The organism is Synechococcus sp. R55.2 (assembly GCF_047462075.1).
GTDB lineage: Bacteria > Cyanobacteriota > Cyanobacteriia > Thermostichales > Thermostichaceae > Thermostichus.
Genome location: NZ_JANSIH010000413.1, coordinates 1 through 16,874, shown reverse-complemented (window position 1 = coordinate 16,874; position 16,874 = coordinate 1). Strand labels below are relative to the sequence as shown.

Genomic DNA, 16,874 nt, shown 5'->3' with positions numbered 1-16,874 from the left:
GGCCAAGACGGCTGAAACTCCGCCGGCTGCCAAGCCCTCGCCATCTCGACCTGAGCGAGTCTCCCCCGAAAAAGGATCTGCCAGCGGTGGTGCTCAGCTCATAGGCCCGCCGCGGCGGCAAGTTAGCCCTCCTGTCCGCTCGTCTGAGGCCACCCAAAAGCCGGAGACTGTTTCTCAACCGGCAACCCCTCCCACTCCCTCTGAGTCTGCCGCGGCCAAAGCCAGCGGCTCGGAGCCCAGTCCTGTGGCCAAGCGCCCAATCGTACTCTCGCCCCCTCAACGAGCTACCTCCGGGACAAAACCGCCGGCAGAGCGGCCTGAACCGCCGCAAAAAGCTCCCGAGCCCAGTCGCCCCAGCACCTCAGAAGCACCATCCCCCAGCCACGCCCGCGTTCCTCAGCCTGCGGAAGAAAAAGCTCCTTCTCCTCCACCTGCGCAGCGCCCCCGTCCACAACTGGTGAGCGCACCCGTTCGCCCTGGCACGCGCTCCCCGGCAACCAAAGAAGACAGTGTCAGCAGCAGCAAAGTCGGTGAAGCTCCTCGTCCGCAGCGGCGGATGGAATTGGTGGGGCCCCCTACCCGTCCTGTGGCCAAGCCGGCTCCCCCTGACCCAGATGCTGCCTCTCCCTTGCCAGAAAGAATCCCTGGGGAACGTCCCAGCCCAGTGTTGGCGGAGGCTCCCGTAAGACCTACCCCACCCAAGGTCAAGCGCAAAACGGAAGAAGAAGAGGACGACGAGCTACAAGCTCTCAGTCGGCGGGCTGCCCGCGTCCAAGCCAAACGCAAACGCAGTCGGAGACGGGGGGAAGGAGATGGAGATGGTTTGGATTTGGATCCCATGACCATCATTTCAGCGGTCAAGCAGGCTGAGCTGAACACCCTCAAGCCCTTGGCTCGCCCCACCGCCAAGCCTCCTTCCTATCGCCCACCCGTGGCAACGGCTGCTCCCACCGCCCGCCCCCGCCCTGCTGCTCGTTCGCAGCAGCAACCCACCTCCGCTGAAGCTGGTGCTGCCGATCGCGCCAGCGGGACAGAGCCCTTGCCCGAAGAGAAGGTGTTGCTCTTGGATGGCAGCCTCACCGTTCAGGAATTGGCCCATCGCCTGCGCGTGGCCGAAACTGAGATCATCAAAACCCTCTTTTTCAAGGGGGTGATGGTGACCATCAACCAGGTCTTGGATGAGTCGCTGGCCGAGTCGGTGGCCAAAGAGTTGGGCTATGAGATTCGCCGACCCGAGGCAGAACCCGAGGCCAAAAAAACCGAAATGCTGGATGTGGAGGACATCGACCATCTGGTCTCGCGTCCGCCGGTGGTGACCATCATGGGCCATGTGGATCACGGCAAAACCACCCTCCTCGATGCCATCCGCGACACCAAAGTGGCCCAGGGAGAGGCTGGCGGGATCACCCAGCGCATCGGTGCCTACCATGTGGATGTGGACTTTGAAGGCCAGAAGCGGCGCATTGTTTTCCTGGATACTCCCGGCCACCAGGCTTTTACCGCCATGCGTGCCCGAGGAGCCCGCGTCACCGACATTGCGGTTTTGGTGGTGGCCGCCGACGATGGGGTACAACCGCAAACTCTGGAAGCGATCAGCCATGCGCGGGCGGCTCAGGTGCCGATCATCGTGGCCATCAACAAGATCGACAAGCCCGGCAGCCAGCCAGAGCGCATCAAGCAGCAGTTGGCGGAGCACGGCCTATTGCCAGAGGAGTGGGGTGGCGACACGCCCATGGTGGAGGTGAGCGCTCTCACCCGCTGTAACCTGGATGCTCTGCTGGAGATGATCCTATTGGTGGCCGATGTGGCCGAGCTGCAGGCCAATCCCAACCGTCCCGCCCGTGGCACGGTGATCGAGGCCCACTTGGACAAAGCCCGCGGGCCAGTGGCCACTTTGTTGGTGCAAAACGGCACCCTGCGGGTGGGGGATACCCTGGTGGCCGGCGCAGTGCTGGGCCGGGTCAAAGCGATGATGGACGATCGCGGCCAGCGGTTGCAAGAAGCCGGGCCCTCTTCGGCGGTACAACTGCTGGGCTTGGATGAAGTCCCGGCAGCCGGGGATGAGTTTCAGGTTTACACCGACGAAAAAGAGGCCCGTCGCATTGCCCAAGAGCGGGCGGAGGTGCTGCGGCAAACCCGTCTACAACAGGCGCTGCTGTCTCGTCGCGTGAGCTTGGGTAGCGTTTCCGCCAAAGCCCAAGAAGGTCAGCTCAAGGAGTTGAACTTGATCATCAAGACGGATGTCCAGGGATCCGCCGAAGCCATCCAGACAGCGTTGCGGGACTTGCCCCAAGAGGAAGTCCAGTTGCGGGTTCTGCTGGCGGCCCCTGGCGAGATCACGGAAACCGATGTGGATTTGGCTGCGGCCAGCGACGCCATCATCCTCGGTTTCAACACTACCCTGGCCCCCGGCGCCCGTCAGGCTGCCGATGACAAGGGCGTGGACGTGCGGGAGTACGACATCATCTACAACCTGCTGGACGATCTGCGGGCGGCCATGGAGGGCCTGCTGGAGCCGGAAGAAGTAGAGGAGCCGCTGGGTCAGGCGGAGGTGCGCATGGTGATCCCCATCGGGCGCGGTGCGGTTGCCGGCAGCTATGTGCTCTCGGGCAAGGTGCAGCGCAATGCTCTGGTGCGAGTTCGCCGCAGAGGGGAGGTAGTTTACGAGGGACGTCTAGACTCCCTGAAGCGCTTCAAGGACGATGTGCGGGAAGTGGCTGCGGGCTTCGAGTGTGGGATCGGCATCGACAAGTTCCAATCCTGGCAGGAAGGCGACATCATCGAGGTGTACCAGATGGTCACCAAGCGGCGGACGCTCACTCCCGCCTAGCTTCACCCCAAGCGACTCTAGGTCGGCCTGCGTTCTCGGGCAGGGGATCCCAAACAGGGCGGGAAAGTTTGAGCTGATCGTGCGAGCGGGAGGAGTCCTCAGAGGGAGGGAAGGGATGCAACAAAGCCAGAGACTGAGCCAGATGCTGTTTGTCACGCTGCGGGAGGATCCCGTTGAGGCCGAGCTGCCCAGCCACAAATTGCTGCTGCGGGGCTGCTTTATCCGGCGGCTCTCCCCAGGGATCTACACCTATCTGCCGCTCCTCTGGCGGGTGCTGCAAAAGATCTCGGAGATTGTCCGGGAGGAGATGAACGCCATCGGCGCTCAGGAGTGTCTTTTGCCCCAGTTGCAGCCGGCGGAGATCTGGCGGGAATCGGGGCGATGGGATGTGTACACCCAGGCGGAAGGGATCATGTTTGCCCTTAAGGATCGCCAGGGACGTGAGCAGGCCCTAGGCCCCACCCATGAGGAGGTGATCACCTTGCTGGCCCGGGATCTCATCCGCTCCTATCGCCAGTTGCCGCAGACGCTCTACCAGATCCAGACCAAGTTCCGGGATGAGATTCGACCCCGCTTTGGCCTGATGCGAGGGCGGGAGTTCATCATGAAAGACGCCTACTCCTTCCATGCCAACGAGGAAAGCCTGCGCCAGACCTACCAGGATATGTACCGAGCCTATAGCCGCATCCTCAGGCGCTGTGGGCTGGAGTTTCGCGTGGTGGATGCTGATGCCGGGGCGATCGGGGGGCCATCGGCGGCCTCGCAGGAGTTTATGGTGCTGGCCTCTGCGGGAGAAGATGAGATCCTCTACACGCCCGATGGCTCCTATGCTGCCAATGTGGAAAAGGCTGTCTCCATCCCGCCGCAGGCTGCAGATTCTCCCTACGGATCTTTTCAGGTGTTGGATACACCGGGGACGGAGACCATTGACAAGCTCGCCGATTTCCTGAAGATTTCCCCCACCCTTATCGTCAAAAACGTCCTCTACCAAGCCCTTTACGACAACGGCCTGCGGGTGGCAGTGCTACTGAGCATCCGTGGGGATCAAGAAGTCAACGAGGTCAAACTGGCCAACCACCTCAGCCGCTTGGCAGAGCGCTACCAAGCCAACAAGCTGCTCAAGCTCACCTTGGCGGATGCCGAGATCCAAAACAGTTGGCAGGGGGATCCCATCCCGGTGGGCTACATTGCTCCTGATTTGCCGGATAGCTGTTTGGGCCCGCAGAAAAACCTTGCCCCCCAGATCCTGCGCTTGGCCGACCAGACGGCAGCTCTGCTGCAGAACTTTGTAACCGGCAGCAACCACGTGGGGCGGCACGTGGTGGGGGCCAACTGGGGCGAGCAATATCCCCTGCCGGAAGTGGTGGATGTGCGCAAAGCGCAAGCGGGGGATCGTTCTGTACTCAACCCCGACCAGATTCTGGAAACGGCTCGTGGCATCGAGATCGGCCATATCTTCCAGTTGGGTCTCAAGTTCTCACTGCCGATGCGGGCCACTTTTACCGACGAGCAGGGATCCGAGCAGCCCCTGTGGATGGGCTGTTATGGCATTGGAGTATCGCGCTTGGCCCAGGCGGCGGTGGAGCAATCCCACGATGCCAATGGCATCATCTGGCCGGTGGCCATTGCCCCCTATCATGTGGTGGTGGTGGTGCCCAACATCTCCGACCCCGAGCAGATGAGCGTGGCAGAGAAACTGGTGCAGGATCTCGCTACTGCCGGCATCGAGACCCTCTGGGATGACCGGGACGAGCGGGCCGGGGTGAAATTCAAAGATGCGGATCTGATCGGGATCCCTTACCGCATCACCACAGGGCGCAGCCTCAAACAGGGCAAGGTGGAACTCAGCGAGCGGGCCAGCGGCCAAGCCACGGAAATTCCCATTGAAGAAGTGGTGACTACCCTGAAAGAGCGGATTGAAGCAGCCCTAGCTGTGCCGGACTGAGCGTGGCTTCTCCTGAACCCGATGCTGAACATCTCCATTCTTAAAGAAGACGAATCCTATACTTTTCGCTCTTATTTTGAGATGCCCTACGAGCCGGATGAAATCTTGGCTCAGTTCGGCTATCAACTGGAAATTGGGGAGTGGACATGGCCTGTTGCCCCTGCGCCGCCGCAAACCCCAGTTTTGAAAGATCGGATCCGACAATTGTTACCTTTGGTTAGCCTCACCAGCGAAACAGCGCGGCGGGAATTGCTGGTGGCTCCTGTGCTGACCGAAGTGGCTCTCCATTGTCGAGTTCCTTTGCGGCTGGAGTATCCCCTGATGGTCAACAATTGGTTGAAGGGCAGCCTCGATTATCTGTTGCGAGGGAAGAACATCCTGCTGGTGGTTGAAGCCAAAAAGGACGATCTAACGCGAGCCTTTGTGCAAATGGCTGTAGAAATGATTGCCCTGGCGCAGGTGGAGCAGCAGGCTCAGATCTACGGTGCAGTGACGATGGGGTCTATCTGGCAGTTCGGACAAATTCTTGCCGATCAGCAGGTGATCAAACAAGACTTAACGCTGTATCGGGTACCTGAGGAGCTAGAAACCATTGCCGGCATTCTCACTGCCATGGTCAGCAACCCTAGCCAATCGTGAATTAAAAGCGTGAATTAAAAGTAAGTCATGGATCGAAAAACAGTCTGGTTTGCCCTAAAATTGATGCTGGCTGCTGCCGGGATCAGCACAGCCATCAAGTATGGTGGCCCTTACTTGGCCTTGCCGGAGCAAATGCCAGTGGTGGTCGTGATGATCGTTTTGCCCACCTTGATCATGGCCGGGATCCTGTGGCGCTGGCAACTACAGTCTCCTCTCTCAAAAACTCCCCTGCCAGCCGGCAAGGGATCCCTGGGAATTGAAGATGATAGAGCCTTCACCCCCAGCCCTTCTCCCAGGGGAGAGAGGGAAGTCTGAACTGCTGGACATGGAAGGCTGCCCAGATCCCTTGATGGGTGGGGGGAAGGCTACCGGGATGGATTGGGATCCCTTGAACCCCTACTGCTGGGTAAGGCGCAGGGTTACCGTTGGGCTGGTTTGGTTGCCGGAAGTGGCCGTGAGATTCACCTGATACACCGTGCCAGAGGCCGGAATGGGAGGTCGAACGGTGATTGTGAAACGGCCCTGGGCATCTGCCTGCACCGTTTGGTTGGTCACGGTCTGTTGGGCGCTGATGATGCCGCCCAGAGAAGTAGAAGCCGTTACATTCACCCGCACCGAAGCATTGGGAGCTGTAGTGCCCTGCAGCGTAAACGAAGAGCCGGAAACCCGATCCCCATCCCGCAGGTTGGTGATCTGAGGCAAGAGGGGGCTGGGGGCGCTGACCGTGGCGGAAACCTCTTGGGTGGTCAGCCGCTGGATGCCCCCGGTGGCCCCTTCGATCAGGCGGGCCGGTTGTTCGGCGGTCATGAAGCGCACTTGGCCGCCATTTTCCAGGCGGGCGACGACGATCCCTTCCCGGGTGGTATCTTTCGCCTCGATTAGGGCGTTCACTACATAGGTGCCGCTGGAGACTTCCTGAGCCGGCAAGGTTTGCACTTGCCGTCCATCCTGGATGAGGTAAACCGTTACCCGGCTGGAAGGAGTGCCTTTGACGGTAACCAGCAGGATTTCCCCGGCTGCCAAGGGGCGACTGCCGGCATTGTGATCCACCAGGTCGATGGAAGCGCGGACAGGGCTACCCACGGTGAAGCTCCAGGTCACGCGGCGGGTCACCCCCTGGGTATTGGTGAACTCCAGCAAGACTTCCCGACGCCCCGGCGGCAGAGGTTGGGCAGGGCGATAGGTGAAGAAATCTCGGGTGATCACCGACTGGGACGTGACATCTTGACCATCCACAAAAACCCTCACCGTTTCCGGGCGCACGCTGACGCCATCTTGGCTGCGGAAAGAAGCCGAGATTGGGGAGGTAGGTTCAACATTGGTGGCCGCTTGAGCTGGGCTGGGATCCGTAATTTGCTGAGCCCTTGCAGGCAAGCTCGACAACCCCACAACCGCAGCACCGATCACCAAGGCCCGGGGAAACCAGGAATACAAGTTATCGCTCATGAGACCATCCAAGAAAAAGATAGAGTACAGACAGACTACACAGGCAACAAGCCCAGAGAAAGGCTAAACAGAGTCCGGCAGAACATCGGCCTCGATATCCTGTTCGAATCCTGTCACAGGGGATGGCCCCTGTCGATACGCCTAAACCTCTGATCGGCTCTCCAATAGACTCAATCCCAGCGTCAAAACCGGGCAAAGTCAACTGCCATCTACCGTGTGGGATCCCATGTCCATCCTGGCAAAGGCCAGAAGATGACTGTAGGTGAGGATGTAAGGGATCCCTTTGATCAACTAACTTGTGTCGTGACCGCCGATCGCCGATCGATTTATGTCAGTTTATTGATATCAATTCACAAAAATAGCCCCTGTCTCTTGCAGATCGAGGCAATGATCGCCGGAGACATCGTTGACCAGCCGCACCTCTACGGTGATCACATTCAAGGGATCCACGCTCACCTGGTAGCCCACAGGAGCCAACATCGGCGTGTTGATGGCCATGCAGTTGGGGATCAGCAGGTTGCTCAGGCGCAACGTTTCGCCGGCAGGCAGTTCCGAGACCTTCTGACGGGGATCGGTAAAGCCGTATTCCAAAGGCAGACCTGTGCGATTGCGGATCACCAGCTCGGCAGGTAGGTTGGGGTTAAAGCGGGCCACTGGGCGATCAAAAACCAATTGATCGACACCCACCGGTAAGCGCGGCAACGGCACTGTCTGAAAGGTAGGCTGAGCGGCAACCCAGAGGGATCCCTGCAACAACCCTCCGCCAACCCAGCCGCCCAGCAGAGTCGCCAACGTCAAAACCATTCTTTTGCTCCGTTCTGCATAGCTCATGGCTTTCGCCTCAGGATGTGCTTCCAGACTGGTGGGAGTTGGATCCCTTGCCTGCTTGTATTGTTCCCAAAAACGGCTGGCCGGGCCAGATGGCTGCTGTTTTTTCCAGGGTATGCCCCAACCAGCTAAGATCCCGTGGGGGGGAAGTTAAGTTAGAGTTGGCAATGCAAAGGGAGGCATGGCCATGCCAGCAGAACCGAAAAAGTCGGAGAAAAACTTCTCGTGGAAGGGCAGTGCCGACGCGGGCCGGGCGCTGACGATTTTGGCTGCCGTGGGAGCCGCGGTGATTTTACTGGCGGGGTTCCTACAGTAGGCAAACAGTAGGCAAAGCTGTTTGTGTCTGCAGCCGGCACAAGCACCTCAGCACGGCGGCGGAAGCCAAAGTTTCTTCTTCAAGGCGATTTCAAGGCGATGGTGGCAGCCTGCTCGACTTCCAACTTGCCTTCAAGGATCATCCCCGCCATGGTTGAAGATGTCCTCAAGGCAAAGGTGTTGTCTGCGGGGCAGGAAGCCGCCCTCGACTGCGTTCTCCGCCATGGCTGCCCTACAGAAAGAAGCAGATCCGGATGCTTTGGAAGTCCTGCTGATTGGTTGATGCGAGGTTCGCTACGCCTGTCCGGGTCACGCCGCTGGGCAGCAGGCTCAACAGGGAAAAAAGCCCAGCAGAGAAGGGATCCCTGCTGAGCCCCTTGAAAGCGCCGAGGAAGGGGTAAAGTGCCCTCAGCCCAGCAGCCGGCGGGCAGTGTTGACCACGTTTTCCACCGTGAAGCCGAACTTCTCCATACACACCGGGCCGGGGGCGGAAGCGCCAAAGCGATCGATGCCAATGGCCACCCCCTCAAACCCCAGGTACTTGTGCCAGCCGAAGGTGCAGCCTGCCTCGACGGAGACGCGCTTGGTGACGTTGGGGGGCAGAACCGAGTCTCGGTAGCTCTGGGGCTGGGCCTCAAACAGCTCCATACAGGGCATAGAGACCACCCGCACGGCCCGGCCTTCCTGCTTCAGTTGGGCTGCAGCTTTCACCGCCAGCTCCAGTTCAGAGCCGGTGGCGATCAAGATCAGCTCTGGATTGGGGGCATCCACCACCACATAGGCCCCTTTGGCTACGCCTTCAACAGAGGTGCCCTCCACCGGGTTGACGGCTTGCCGGGTAAACACCAGCACAGAAGGGGTGGTCTTGGCTTCTAGGGCCACCTGGTAGGATCCCACCGTTTCGCGGGCATCTGCCGGGCGCAGCACATAGAGATTGGGAATGGCCCGCAGGGAGGCCAAAGTTTCCACCGGCTGGTGAGTGGGGCCATCTTCCCCCAAGGCGACGGAGTCGTGGGTCATGACGTGCAGCACCCGCACCTGCGAGAGGGCCGATAGGCGGATGGCAGGCCGCATGTAGTCGGTGAAGATCAAAAAGGTGGCGTCGTAAGGGATGAGACCTCCATGAAGCGCCATGCCGTTGGCGATGGCTCCCATGCCGTGTTCCCGCACCCCAAAGCGGAAGTTGCGCCCCTCGTAAGATCCGGCCTGAAACTCTGGGATCCCTTTTAAATAGGTCATGTTGGAGTGGGCGAGATCTGCGGATCCCCCCAGCAGTTCCGGCACCGCTTTGGCCAAGGCATTCAGACAAAACTTGGAGAGGTTGCGGGTGGATTCTCTGCCGGTTTCGGCAATGGGGGCCAGCGCTTCTTTCCAGCCCACCGGCAGCTCCCCGGCCATGATGCGCTTGAACTCGGCGGCCTCTTCGGGGTAAGCCTTCTCGTAGGCGGCGAAGCGCTCGTTCCACTCGGCCTCGGCCTTGGCCCCTTTTTCGATGGCCTGGCGGAAGTGGGCCAGCACCTCGTCGGGAATGTAAAACTCCGGCTCCAGAGGCCAACCCAGGTTTTGTTTGGTGAGCTTCACCTCTTCCGGCCCCAGGGGTGCCCCATGGACGCTCTCGCTGCCGGCCTTGTTGGGGGATCCGTAGCCGATGGTGGTCTCGACAATGATCAAAGAAGGCTTGTTGGTGACTTCCTTGGCTTTTTGGATGGCCTCGGCGATCCCCTTCAGGTCGTGGTTGCCGTCGTCTACCTTTTGCACGTGCCAGCCGTAGGCTTCATAGCGTTTGCCCACATCTTCCGTAAAGGCGATTTCTGTGCTGCCGTCGATGGAGATGTGGTTGCTGTCGTAGAGCATGATCAGCTTGCCCAGTTGCAGGTGGCCGGCCAAAGAAGCTGCTTCGGAAGCCACCCCCTCCATGTTGCAGCCATCCCCCAAGATCACGTAGGTGTAGTGATCCACAATGGTGTGGCCGGGCTTGTTGAAGCGGGCGGCCAGATGGGCCTCGGCAATCGCCAGCCCAACCGCGTTACCCACCCCTTGCCCCAGCGGGCCGGTGGTGACCTCTACCCCCGGAGTTTCAAAGTTTTCCGGGTGGCCGGGGGTTTTGGATCCCCACTGGCGAAACTGCTTGATGTCCTCTAGGCTCACATCAAAGCCGGTCAGGTGCAGCAGCGCGTACTGCAGCATGCAGCCGTGCCCCGCCGAGAGCACAAAGCGATCCCGATCCACCCACTTGGGGTTGCGGGGGTTGAACTTCATGAACTGCTGCCACAGCACATAGGCCATGGGTGCTGCTCCCATCGGTAGGCCGGGGTGGCCGGAGTTGGCCTTCTGAACAGCATCCACCGCCAAAAAGCGAATCGTGTTGATGGCAAGTTGTTCCAGAGAGGGAGGAGCAGCAACAACCATGTGGGATCCCTATCGCTCGACATTTGCTTTCCAGTATGCCGCGTTTTGGGTCGTGCTTCCGAGGCGGCAGGGATCAATTGGGCCGGGAAATTGGCTTTGTCCAAATTCCAACGGGGCCAAATGGCAGGCTAAGCTGAGTGATACCGTCGCTGCTGTTTTGTGCTGGAGCACTTCTTTGACCGTTGTTTCTTCTTCTCCTGGCGGCAAACCCTCCTGGCTGCGGGCCAAGGCCCCTCAACGGGTGGGATCCGTCCAGCAACTGCTGCGGGACTTGGGCCTGAACACGGTTTGCGAAGAGGCTTCCTGTCCCAACCTGGGGGAGTGTTTTGCCAACGGCACCGCCACCTTTTTGATCATGGGCCCGGCCTGTACCCGCGCCTGCCCCTACTGCGATATCGACTTCACCAAACGCCCTCTGCCCCTGGATGCCACTGAACCCCTGCGGGTGGCAGAAGCAGTGGAACGCTTGGGATTGCGCCATGCGGTAATTACATCAGTGAATCGGGACGACCTGCCCGATGGGGGAGCCAGCCAGTTTGTGGCCTGCATTGCGGAAATCCGCCGCCGCATGCCCCAGACGACCATCGAAGTCCTGATCCCAGATCTGTGCGGTAACTGGCAGGCGCTGCAGCAGATCCTGGCAGCCCGACCGACGGTGCTCAACCACAATACCGAAACGGTGCCCCGCCTCTATCGCCGTGTACGCCCGCAAGGGAACTACGAGCGCTCCCTCAAACTGTTGGAGTTGGCACGGCAATGGGATCCCGGCCTGTACACCAAGTCGGGGGTGATGTTGGGTCTGGGAGAGACAGCCGAGGAGATCTTGCAGGTGATGCGGGATCTGCGCCGGGTGGGTTGTGACATCCTCACGCTCGGCCAATACCTGGCGCCCAGCCCCAAACACCTGCCGGTGGAGCGCTACGTTCCCCCCGAAGAGTTCGACCATTGGCGACGGGTGGGAGAGGAACTGGGCTTTTTGCAGGTGGTGTCCTCCCCTCTCACCCGCAGCTCTTACCATGCCGAGGCCGTACAAGATTTGATGCGCCACTCTCCCAAAGGGGGATCCTGAGTAGCGGCTCTCCACCAAGTTAGACTGCTGAAAGCCCGAGGCTGGTGTGTTCCTGACACCGCCAAGGAGACCCAAGACCGGGAACCCAATCATGGATATGAACAGGATCCCTCCTTCTACTAGCAGCAGCTCAGAAACCGGCTTGGTTCCCTCACCCCAGGGTTGGCCACAGCCTCTCCGCTGGCGGCCACCACTGGTCACTCCAGAAGAATATGCCGAGTTGATGGTGGGATTGATGCGGGAGTCTCGCCTCAGCCTGAACTACTTGATGTTGGTGCTCGGCTCCTGTGTGATTGCCACGTTGGGGTTACTGGCCAATAGCCCGGCCGTGATCATTGGGGCGATGATCGTGGCTCCTTTGATGCTGCCGATTCGCGGCATGGCCATGGGGGCTTTAGATGGGAATGTGGTCTTGTTTCGTACAGGCATCCTGTCTTTGACCGTGGGAACTGGTATTGGGGTGGGGGTGTCTTTCCTGCTGGGGTGGTGGGTAGGTCTTCCCAATTGGGGCAGCGAAATTTTGGCCCGCACTCAACCCAACCTGTTGGATTTGGGAGTGGCGCTAGCAGCAGGGGGAATTGGCGCTTTTGCTAGGGTGCGCAAAGAGATCGCCGACAGTTTGGCAGGGGTTGCGATTGCTGTGGCCTTAATGCTGCCGGTGTGTGTGATTGGTTTGGGACTGGCCCATGCCGAGTGGGAGATCAGCCTAGGAGCAACCCTGCTCTATTCCACCAACCTGTTGGGGATTGCCCTGGCTTGCATGGTTACGTTTTTGCTGATGGGCTACGCCCCCTTGCACAAGGCCCGTTCTGGATTGGTGTGGATGTTCGGTTTGGTGATGGTGTTGCTGGTGCCGCTGGCAGCCAGTATGACTCAACTGCTGTATCAATCTCGGTTGGAATGGGCGCTACGAACCGCCTTGCTAAACAGAACCATCACCTTCCAACGGGTAACCCTATTGCGCAGCGAGTTTAACTGGGTGGTCAATCCCCCAGAAGTAGTGCTGTCGGTACGAGCAGACGAGCCGGTTACCCCCAGGCAGGTGACTTTGCTGGAGGAATTTGTGGCGGCGGAGGTAGGTCGCCCCTTTACCCTGATTTTTCAGGTGGTACAAGACCAAGAGGTGCGCCGAGAAATGCCTGCCCCAGAAGAGCCTGAGTCGGATCCCGAGGTTAACCCTACAGAGGCAACTCTTTCCCCACGACCGAGGGGGATTATTACCCCCTACTGAATCGCCGGGTGGGCTTGCTACAACGTCAGGGATCCCACATTTTGTTCTAACAACTGGGCCAGATCCTGCAGGAAAGCCGCCGCATGAGCCCCGTAGATGACGCGGTGATCACAGGTAAGGTTCACTTGCATCTGGGAGCGGATGGCAATCGCTTTTTCCGGTGTCGCTACTACCGTGGGGCGAGAAGCGCCGATGGCCAAAATGGATCCCTGGTTGGGCGGCAAAATGGCATCGAAGCGATCCACCCCAAACATGCCCAGGTTGGAGAGGGTGAAGGTGCCGCTGGTGTACTCCTCTGGCTGCAGTTGCTTACGCCGCGCCCGCTCCACCAGATCCTTCCAGCGGCGGGAGATCTCATACAGATCCAGCCGGTTGGCTTGCTTTAGGACAGGGGTGATCAGCCCGCCATCCTCCATGGCCACCGCCACCGCGATGTTGATATCGGCTTTGTAGTGGATCCCGCCTTCTGTGTAGCTGGCATTCAGAAGGGGGTGCTTCTCCAGGGTCATGGCCACGGCTTTGACCAAGAGGGCCGTCAGGGTGACTCCTTTGGGCTTCACCTGTTGGTAGAGGTGATCCAGGCTATCGGTGGTGATAGTGTAGCCCACGTGGAACACCGGCACGCCAAGGCTGGCGTTCATGTTGCGCACCACCGCCGCTTGTAGGGTGCTGAGGGGAACTGTCTCTCCCAAGGGGACAGCCACAGGAGTTGGAGGCGCGGGGGCTGGAGCAGAGGGGGCAGCCACTGCAGGAGCGGAAAGGGCCGCAGCTCGCTCCACGTCTTCAGCGACGATGCGACCATTGGGGCCAGAGCCGCGCACGGTGCGCAGATCGATCCCCAGGCTCTCCGCCAGTTTTTTCGCCCGTGGAGAAGCCACGATCCGCTGGGATCCCGATCCATTTTGGGGGGCAGGGGTGGGAGCAGGAGCAGGGCTGGCTGATGGAGCTGCGGGAGGGGGTGCCACAGGGGCAGCTCCGGCAGAGAGGGCCTTGGCTTTTTCCTGGGCCTGGGCCACTTCTGCCTCGCTTTCGGCAATCAGGGCGATGGGCGCGCCCACCGGGGCCGATGCTCCTGCCGGAATGAGGATGCTGGCCAGGATGCCGCTGTGGAAGGACTCCACGTCCATGTCCGCTTTGTCGGACTCCACCACCAGGATGTTTTCTCCTTTCTCCACGCGGTCGCCGGGGTTCTTAAGCCAGGTGACGATCTTGCCCGTTTCCATGGTGGAGCTGAGGGCCGGCATGGAGAGTTCGTGGATCATCGATGGGGATGGGAACACAGCAGAAGAGATTGTAACTCAGGAGACGGGATCCCCGCGCACGTCTCTGGGCCGGCTTTGGGCTCACCGGGTGCCAGCCGCTTCTGCTTCGGCCACCACCAGCAGGGTTTTCAACAGGGAATCGGGGTTGAGGCTGATGGAATCGATCCCCGCCTGCACCAGGAAGCGGGCGAAGTCGGGGTAGTCGCTGGGGGCCTGCCCGCAGATGCCGATCTTGCGGCCATGGCTTTTCACCGTCTGGATCACCTGGGCGATCATCCGCCTGACGGCCTCGTTGCGCTCGTCAAAAAGGTGGGCCACCAGGGCTGAGTCGCGATCCAGGCCCAGAGTGAGCTGGGTGAGGTCGTTGGAGCCGATGGAGAAGCCGTCGAAGATCTGGCAAAACGCGTCGGCCAGGATGACGTTGCTGGGCAATTCACACATCACGTACACCTGCAGACCGTTTTCTCCCCGCACCAGGCCATGGCGGGCCATCTCTTCCAGCACCTTGTGCCCCTCTTCCGGCGTGCGGCAGAAGGGGATCATCAAGATCACGTTGGTCAGGCCCATCTCATCCCGCACCCGTTTCATGGCCCGACACTCCAAGGCAAAGCCCTCACGGTAGCGGGGATCCGTGTAGCGGGAGGCCCCCCGCCAGCCAATCATGGGGTTTTCCTCGTGGGGCTCGTAGCGGGATCCCCCCAGCAGGTGGGCATATTCGTTGCTTTTGAAATCCGACAGCCGCACGATCACCGGCTTGGGATAGAAGGCGGCGGCGATGGTGCTCACCCCTTGGGCCAGCTTATCCACAAAGTATTCAGGCTTATCGGGATATTGGGCGGTCAGCTCCGCCAGGCGAGGCTCCTCCTTCACCGCCTGCTCATAGTTGAGCAAAGCCAGCGGGTGGACTTGAATGTGGTTGGCGATGATGAACTCCAGCCGCGCCAGCCCGACCCCATCGCAAGGGATCCCGCTGAGGCCGAAGGCTTTTTCTGGGTTGCCCACATTCATCATCAGCTGGGTGCGGGGACGGGGCAGCTCCTCCAGCGGGATCTCCGTCACCTCATAGGGCAACAGGCCCGGGTAGACCCGCCCTTCTTCCCCTTCAGCGCAGGAAATGGTGATGGGCTGGCCGGAGCTGAGCACCTGGGTGGCGTTGCCGCAGCCAACAATGGCCGGGATCCCCAGCTCGCGGGCGATGATGGCCGCATGGCAGGTTCTGCCCCCCTGGTTGGTGACGATGGCGCTGGCTTTCTTCATGATGGGCTCCCAGTCGGGATCCGTCTTCTCGGTCACCAGCACCTCTCCAGCTTGGAACTGATCCGAGCGGCGCACATCCAAGATAAGGCGGGCTGTACCCTGGCCGATGGCCTCGCCCACCGCCCGCCCCCGCACCAGAGGTTCGGGCCGCACTTCCGGCTGGGTGAAGCGATAGGTGGTCAGCCGGTTGGCCGCTTTTTGCGATTGCACCGTTTCGGGGCGGGCCTGCACGATAAACAGCTCCCCGGTGAGGCCATCTTTGGCCCACTCGATGTCCATCGGCGTGAAATGGCCCCGCTGTGCCGAGTAGTGCTCCTCGATCAAGCAGGCCCACTGGGCCAATTTGAGGATTTCCTCATCCCTGAGGGCATATTGCTTGCGCAGGCTTTCGGGGACAGCCACGTTTTTGGTGGAACGGGATCCCCCCTCGTCGTAGACGAGCTTCAGGGCTTTGCTGCCCAGCTTGCGGGAGAGAAGGGGTCGCAGGCCCCGCTTGAGGGTAGGTTTGAACACCACGTATTCGTCGGGGTTGACGATCCCTTGCACCACGTTTTCCCCCAGACCATAGGCGGCGGTGATGAGCACTGCGTCTTTGAAGCCGGTTTCCGGGTCGATGGAGAACATCACCCCCGAACAGGCCAGGTCGGAGCGCACCATCTTCTGCACCCCCACCGAAAGGGCCACTTGAAAGTGGTCAAAGCCCTTGATTTGGCGGTAGGAAATGGCCCGGTCGGTAAACAGGCTGGCAAAACAGTGGTGGCAGGCGTTGAGCACCGCCCGCACCCCATGCACGTTCAGGTAGGTCTCCTGCTGGCCGGCAAAGCTGGCATCCGGCAAGTCTTCTGCCGTGGCGCTGGAGCGCACTGCCACATCGGTGTCGGGGCCGTAGCGCTCGCACAGCTTCTGGTAGGCTTCCGTGATGGCCTGCTCTAGCTGAGGGGGAAAGGGAGTCTGCAGAATTAAGGTGCGGGCAGCCTTGCCGCGATGGCGCAGGTTGTTCACGTCTTCAATGTCGAGATCCCGAAAGATCTCGCGCAGCTTTTCCTCCAAACCCGCAGAGGCGATGAACTGGCGATACGCATGGGCCGTGGTGGCAAATCCTGTGGGCACCTGGATCCCTTGTGGAGCCAACTGTTGGAGCATCTCCCCCAGAGAGGCATTTTTCCCGCCCACCTGGGCGATATCTCTCAGCCCCACCTCCGTCAGTGGCAAGACCAAAGGCAGCTCTGACAAGAACTGAGGGTCTTGTTGAGGCCGGGATCCCACGGTTGCTCTATCCGACATGCCTCACCTCCCTGTGCGAATTGAACCCCTTGTCCTCGGACGATTGAGCCCATTGCAATCTGCAATCGAGAAATCGATGTTGTGGTGACATCCTCAGGACGATTGCGTGCGAGAGAAAGACTCCCTCTGGGCCAGAAGTCGGCCCGGCTTCTCCCGATGGGCTTTACTCTCACTCTACTGAGGTTTTTTCTCCGGCTGCGATGCCCAGAAAATCGGGAAGAAAGGGCTCAAAAGGGGATGAACCAAACAGGATTCTGGGAAAGCTGCCTCGGCGAAGTTGCCACAAATCTTTGCCCTTTTTTACTTCAAGCAAAAATAACAAACTGCCACAATGAAAAAAGACAGTTTCCGCAACAGGG

At 60.1% G+C, this 16,874-nt stretch carries 13 protein-coding genes; 7 read left to right on the top strand and 6 right to left on the bottom strand.

Going from position 1 to position 16,874, the window contains the following annotated elements:
- The 4 genes from infB to NW838_RS13535 all read left to right on the top strand — a co-directional run.
- Positions 1–2,830 (top strand): translation initiation factor IF-2 (gene infB, locus NW838_RS13550; RefSeq protein WP_414428206.1); only part of this gene is annotated, 2,830 nt, incomplete at its 5' end.
- A 115-nt stretch (positions 2,831–2,945) separates the two neighbouring features.
- Positions 2,946–4,775, top strand: coding sequence for a proline--tRNA ligase (locus NW838_RS13545; RefSeq protein ID WP_414356261.1), 1,830 nt, complete (start codon positions 2,946–2,948; stop codon positions 4,773–4,775).
- Between the two features lie 21 nt (positions 4,776–4,796).
- Positions 4,797–5,414, top strand: coding sequence for a hypothetical protein (locus NW838_RS13540; RefSeq protein ID WP_414356259.1), 618 nt, complete (start codon positions 4,797–4,799; stop codon positions 5,412–5,414).
- Positions 5,415–5,441: 27 nt separating this feature from the next.
- Positions 5,442–5,729 carry a hypothetical protein gene (locus tag NW838_RS13535; RefSeq protein ID WP_414356257.1) on the top strand — a complete coding sequence of 96 codons (288 nt, stop codon included), beginning with the start codon at positions 5,442–5,444 and terminating at the stop codon, positions 5,727–5,729.
- Between the two features lie 81 nt (positions 5,730–5,810).
- On the opposite strand, the gene NW838_RS13530 is transcribed toward NW838_RS13535, so the two are convergent.
- The gene (locus NW838_RS13530) at positions 5,811–6,860 is read right to left on the bottom strand and encodes a hypothetical protein (RefSeq protein WP_414351943.1); all 1,050 of its coding nucleotides are present in this window, start codon (positions 6,858–6,860) and stop codon (positions 5,811–5,813) included.
- 345 nt (positions 6,861–7,205) lie between these two features.
- Positions 7,206–7,664: a hypothetical protein gene (locus NW838_RS13525; protein WP_414356255.1), complete on the bottom strand. Its 459-nt coding sequence runs from the start codon at positions 7,662–7,664 to the stop codon at positions 7,206–7,208.
- A 205-nt stretch (positions 7,665–7,869) separates the two neighbouring features.
- Between NW838_RS13525 and NW838_RS13520 the strand changes: the two genes are divergently transcribed.
- On the top strand, positions 7,870–8,004 hold the full coding sequence (locus NW838_RS13520; RefSeq protein WP_414351941.1) for a hypothetical protein: 135 nt from the start codon (positions 7,870–7,872) through the stop codon (positions 8,002–8,004).
- A gap of 407 nt (positions 8,005–8,411) precedes the next feature.
- Here NW838_RS13520 and tkt read toward each other — a convergent pair whose 3' ends face one another.
- Entirely contained in the window at positions 8,412–10,412 is a 2,001-nt protein-coding gene (gene tkt / locus NW838_RS13515; protein WP_414428205.1) for a transketolase, read from the bottom strand.
- A 175-nt stretch (positions 10,413–10,587) separates the two neighbouring features.
- Here tkt and lipA point away from each other — a divergent pair, with 175 nt between their 5' ends.
- Both lipA and NW838_RS13505 read left to right on the top strand, forming a co-directional pair.
- Positions 10,588–11,481: a lipoyl synthase gene (gene lipA / locus NW838_RS13510; RefSeq protein ID WP_414356252.1), complete on the top strand. Its 894-nt coding sequence runs from the start codon at positions 10,588–10,590 to the stop codon at positions 11,479–11,481.
- Positions 11,482–11,572: 91 nt separating this feature from the next.
- Positions 11,573–12,712, top strand: coding sequence for a DUF389 domain-containing protein (locus NW838_RS13505; protein WP_414356250.1), 1,140 nt, complete (start codon positions 11,573–11,575; stop codon positions 12,710–12,712).
- Between the two features lie 17 nt (positions 12,713–12,729).
- Here NW838_RS13505 and NW838_RS13500 read toward each other — a convergent pair whose 3' ends face one another.
- From NW838_RS13500 to NW838_RS13490, 3 genes are all read right to left on the bottom strand, one after another.
- Positions 12,730–13,974, bottom strand: a complete 1,245-nt coding sequence (locus NW838_RS13500; protein ID WP_414356248.1) for a dihydrolipoamide acetyltransferase family protein — start codon at positions 13,972–13,974, stop codon at positions 12,730–12,732.
- A gap of 81 nt (positions 13,975–14,055) precedes the next feature.
- Positions 14,056–16,515 (bottom strand): phosphoenolpyruvate synthase, encoded by a 2,460-nt coding sequence (gene ppsA / locus NW838_RS13495; RefSeq protein WP_414356246.1) that lies wholly within the window; start codon positions 16,513–16,515, stop codon positions 14,056–14,058.
- 169 nt (positions 16,516–16,684) lie between these two features.
- A partial coding sequence (locus tag NW838_RS13490; protein WP_414428204.1) for a hypothetical protein occupies positions 16,685–16,874 on the bottom strand: 190 nt, incomplete at its 5' end.

Excerpts from the sequence above, each read along its gene's own strand:
- NW838_RS13545 (WP_414356261.1), top strand. The coding sequence starts at position 2,946 with ATGCAACAAAGCCAGAGACTGAGCCAGATGCTGTTTGTCACGCTGCGG.
- NW838_RS13540 (WP_414356259.1), top strand. The coding sequence starts at position 4,797 with ATGCTGAACATCTCCATTCTTAAAGAAGACGAATCCTATACTTTTCGC.
- NW838_RS13535 (WP_414356257.1), top strand. The coding sequence starts at position 5,442 with ATGGATCGAAAAACAGTCTGGTTTGCCCTAAAATTGATGCTGGCTGCT.
- NW838_RS13530 (WP_414351943.1), bottom strand. The coding sequence starts at position 6,860 with ATGAGCGATAACTTGTATTCCTGGTTTCCCCGGGCCTTGGTGATCGGT.
- NW838_RS13525 (WP_414356255.1), bottom strand. The coding sequence starts at position 7,664 with ATGGTTTTGACGTTGGCGACTCTGCTGGGCGGCTGGGTTGGCGGAGGG.
- NW838_RS13520 (WP_414351941.1), top strand. The coding sequence starts at position 7,870 with ATGGCCATGCCAGCAGAACCGAAAAAGTCGGAGAAAAACTTCTCGTGG.
- tkt (WP_414428205.1), bottom strand. The coding sequence starts at position 10,412 with ATGGTTGTTGCTGCTCCTCCCTCTCTGGAACAACTTGCCATCAACACG.
- NW838_RS13505 (WP_414356250.1), top strand. The coding sequence starts at position 11,573 with ATGGATATGAACAGGATCCCTCCTTCTACTAGCAGCAGCTCAGAAACC.
- NW838_RS13500 (WP_414356248.1), bottom strand. The coding sequence starts at position 13,974 with ATGATCCACGAACTCTCCATGCCGGCCCTCAGCTCCACCATGGAAACG.
- ppsA (WP_414356246.1), bottom strand. The coding sequence starts at position 16,515 with ATGTCGGATAGAGCAACCGTGGGATCCCGGCCTCAACAAGACCCTCAG.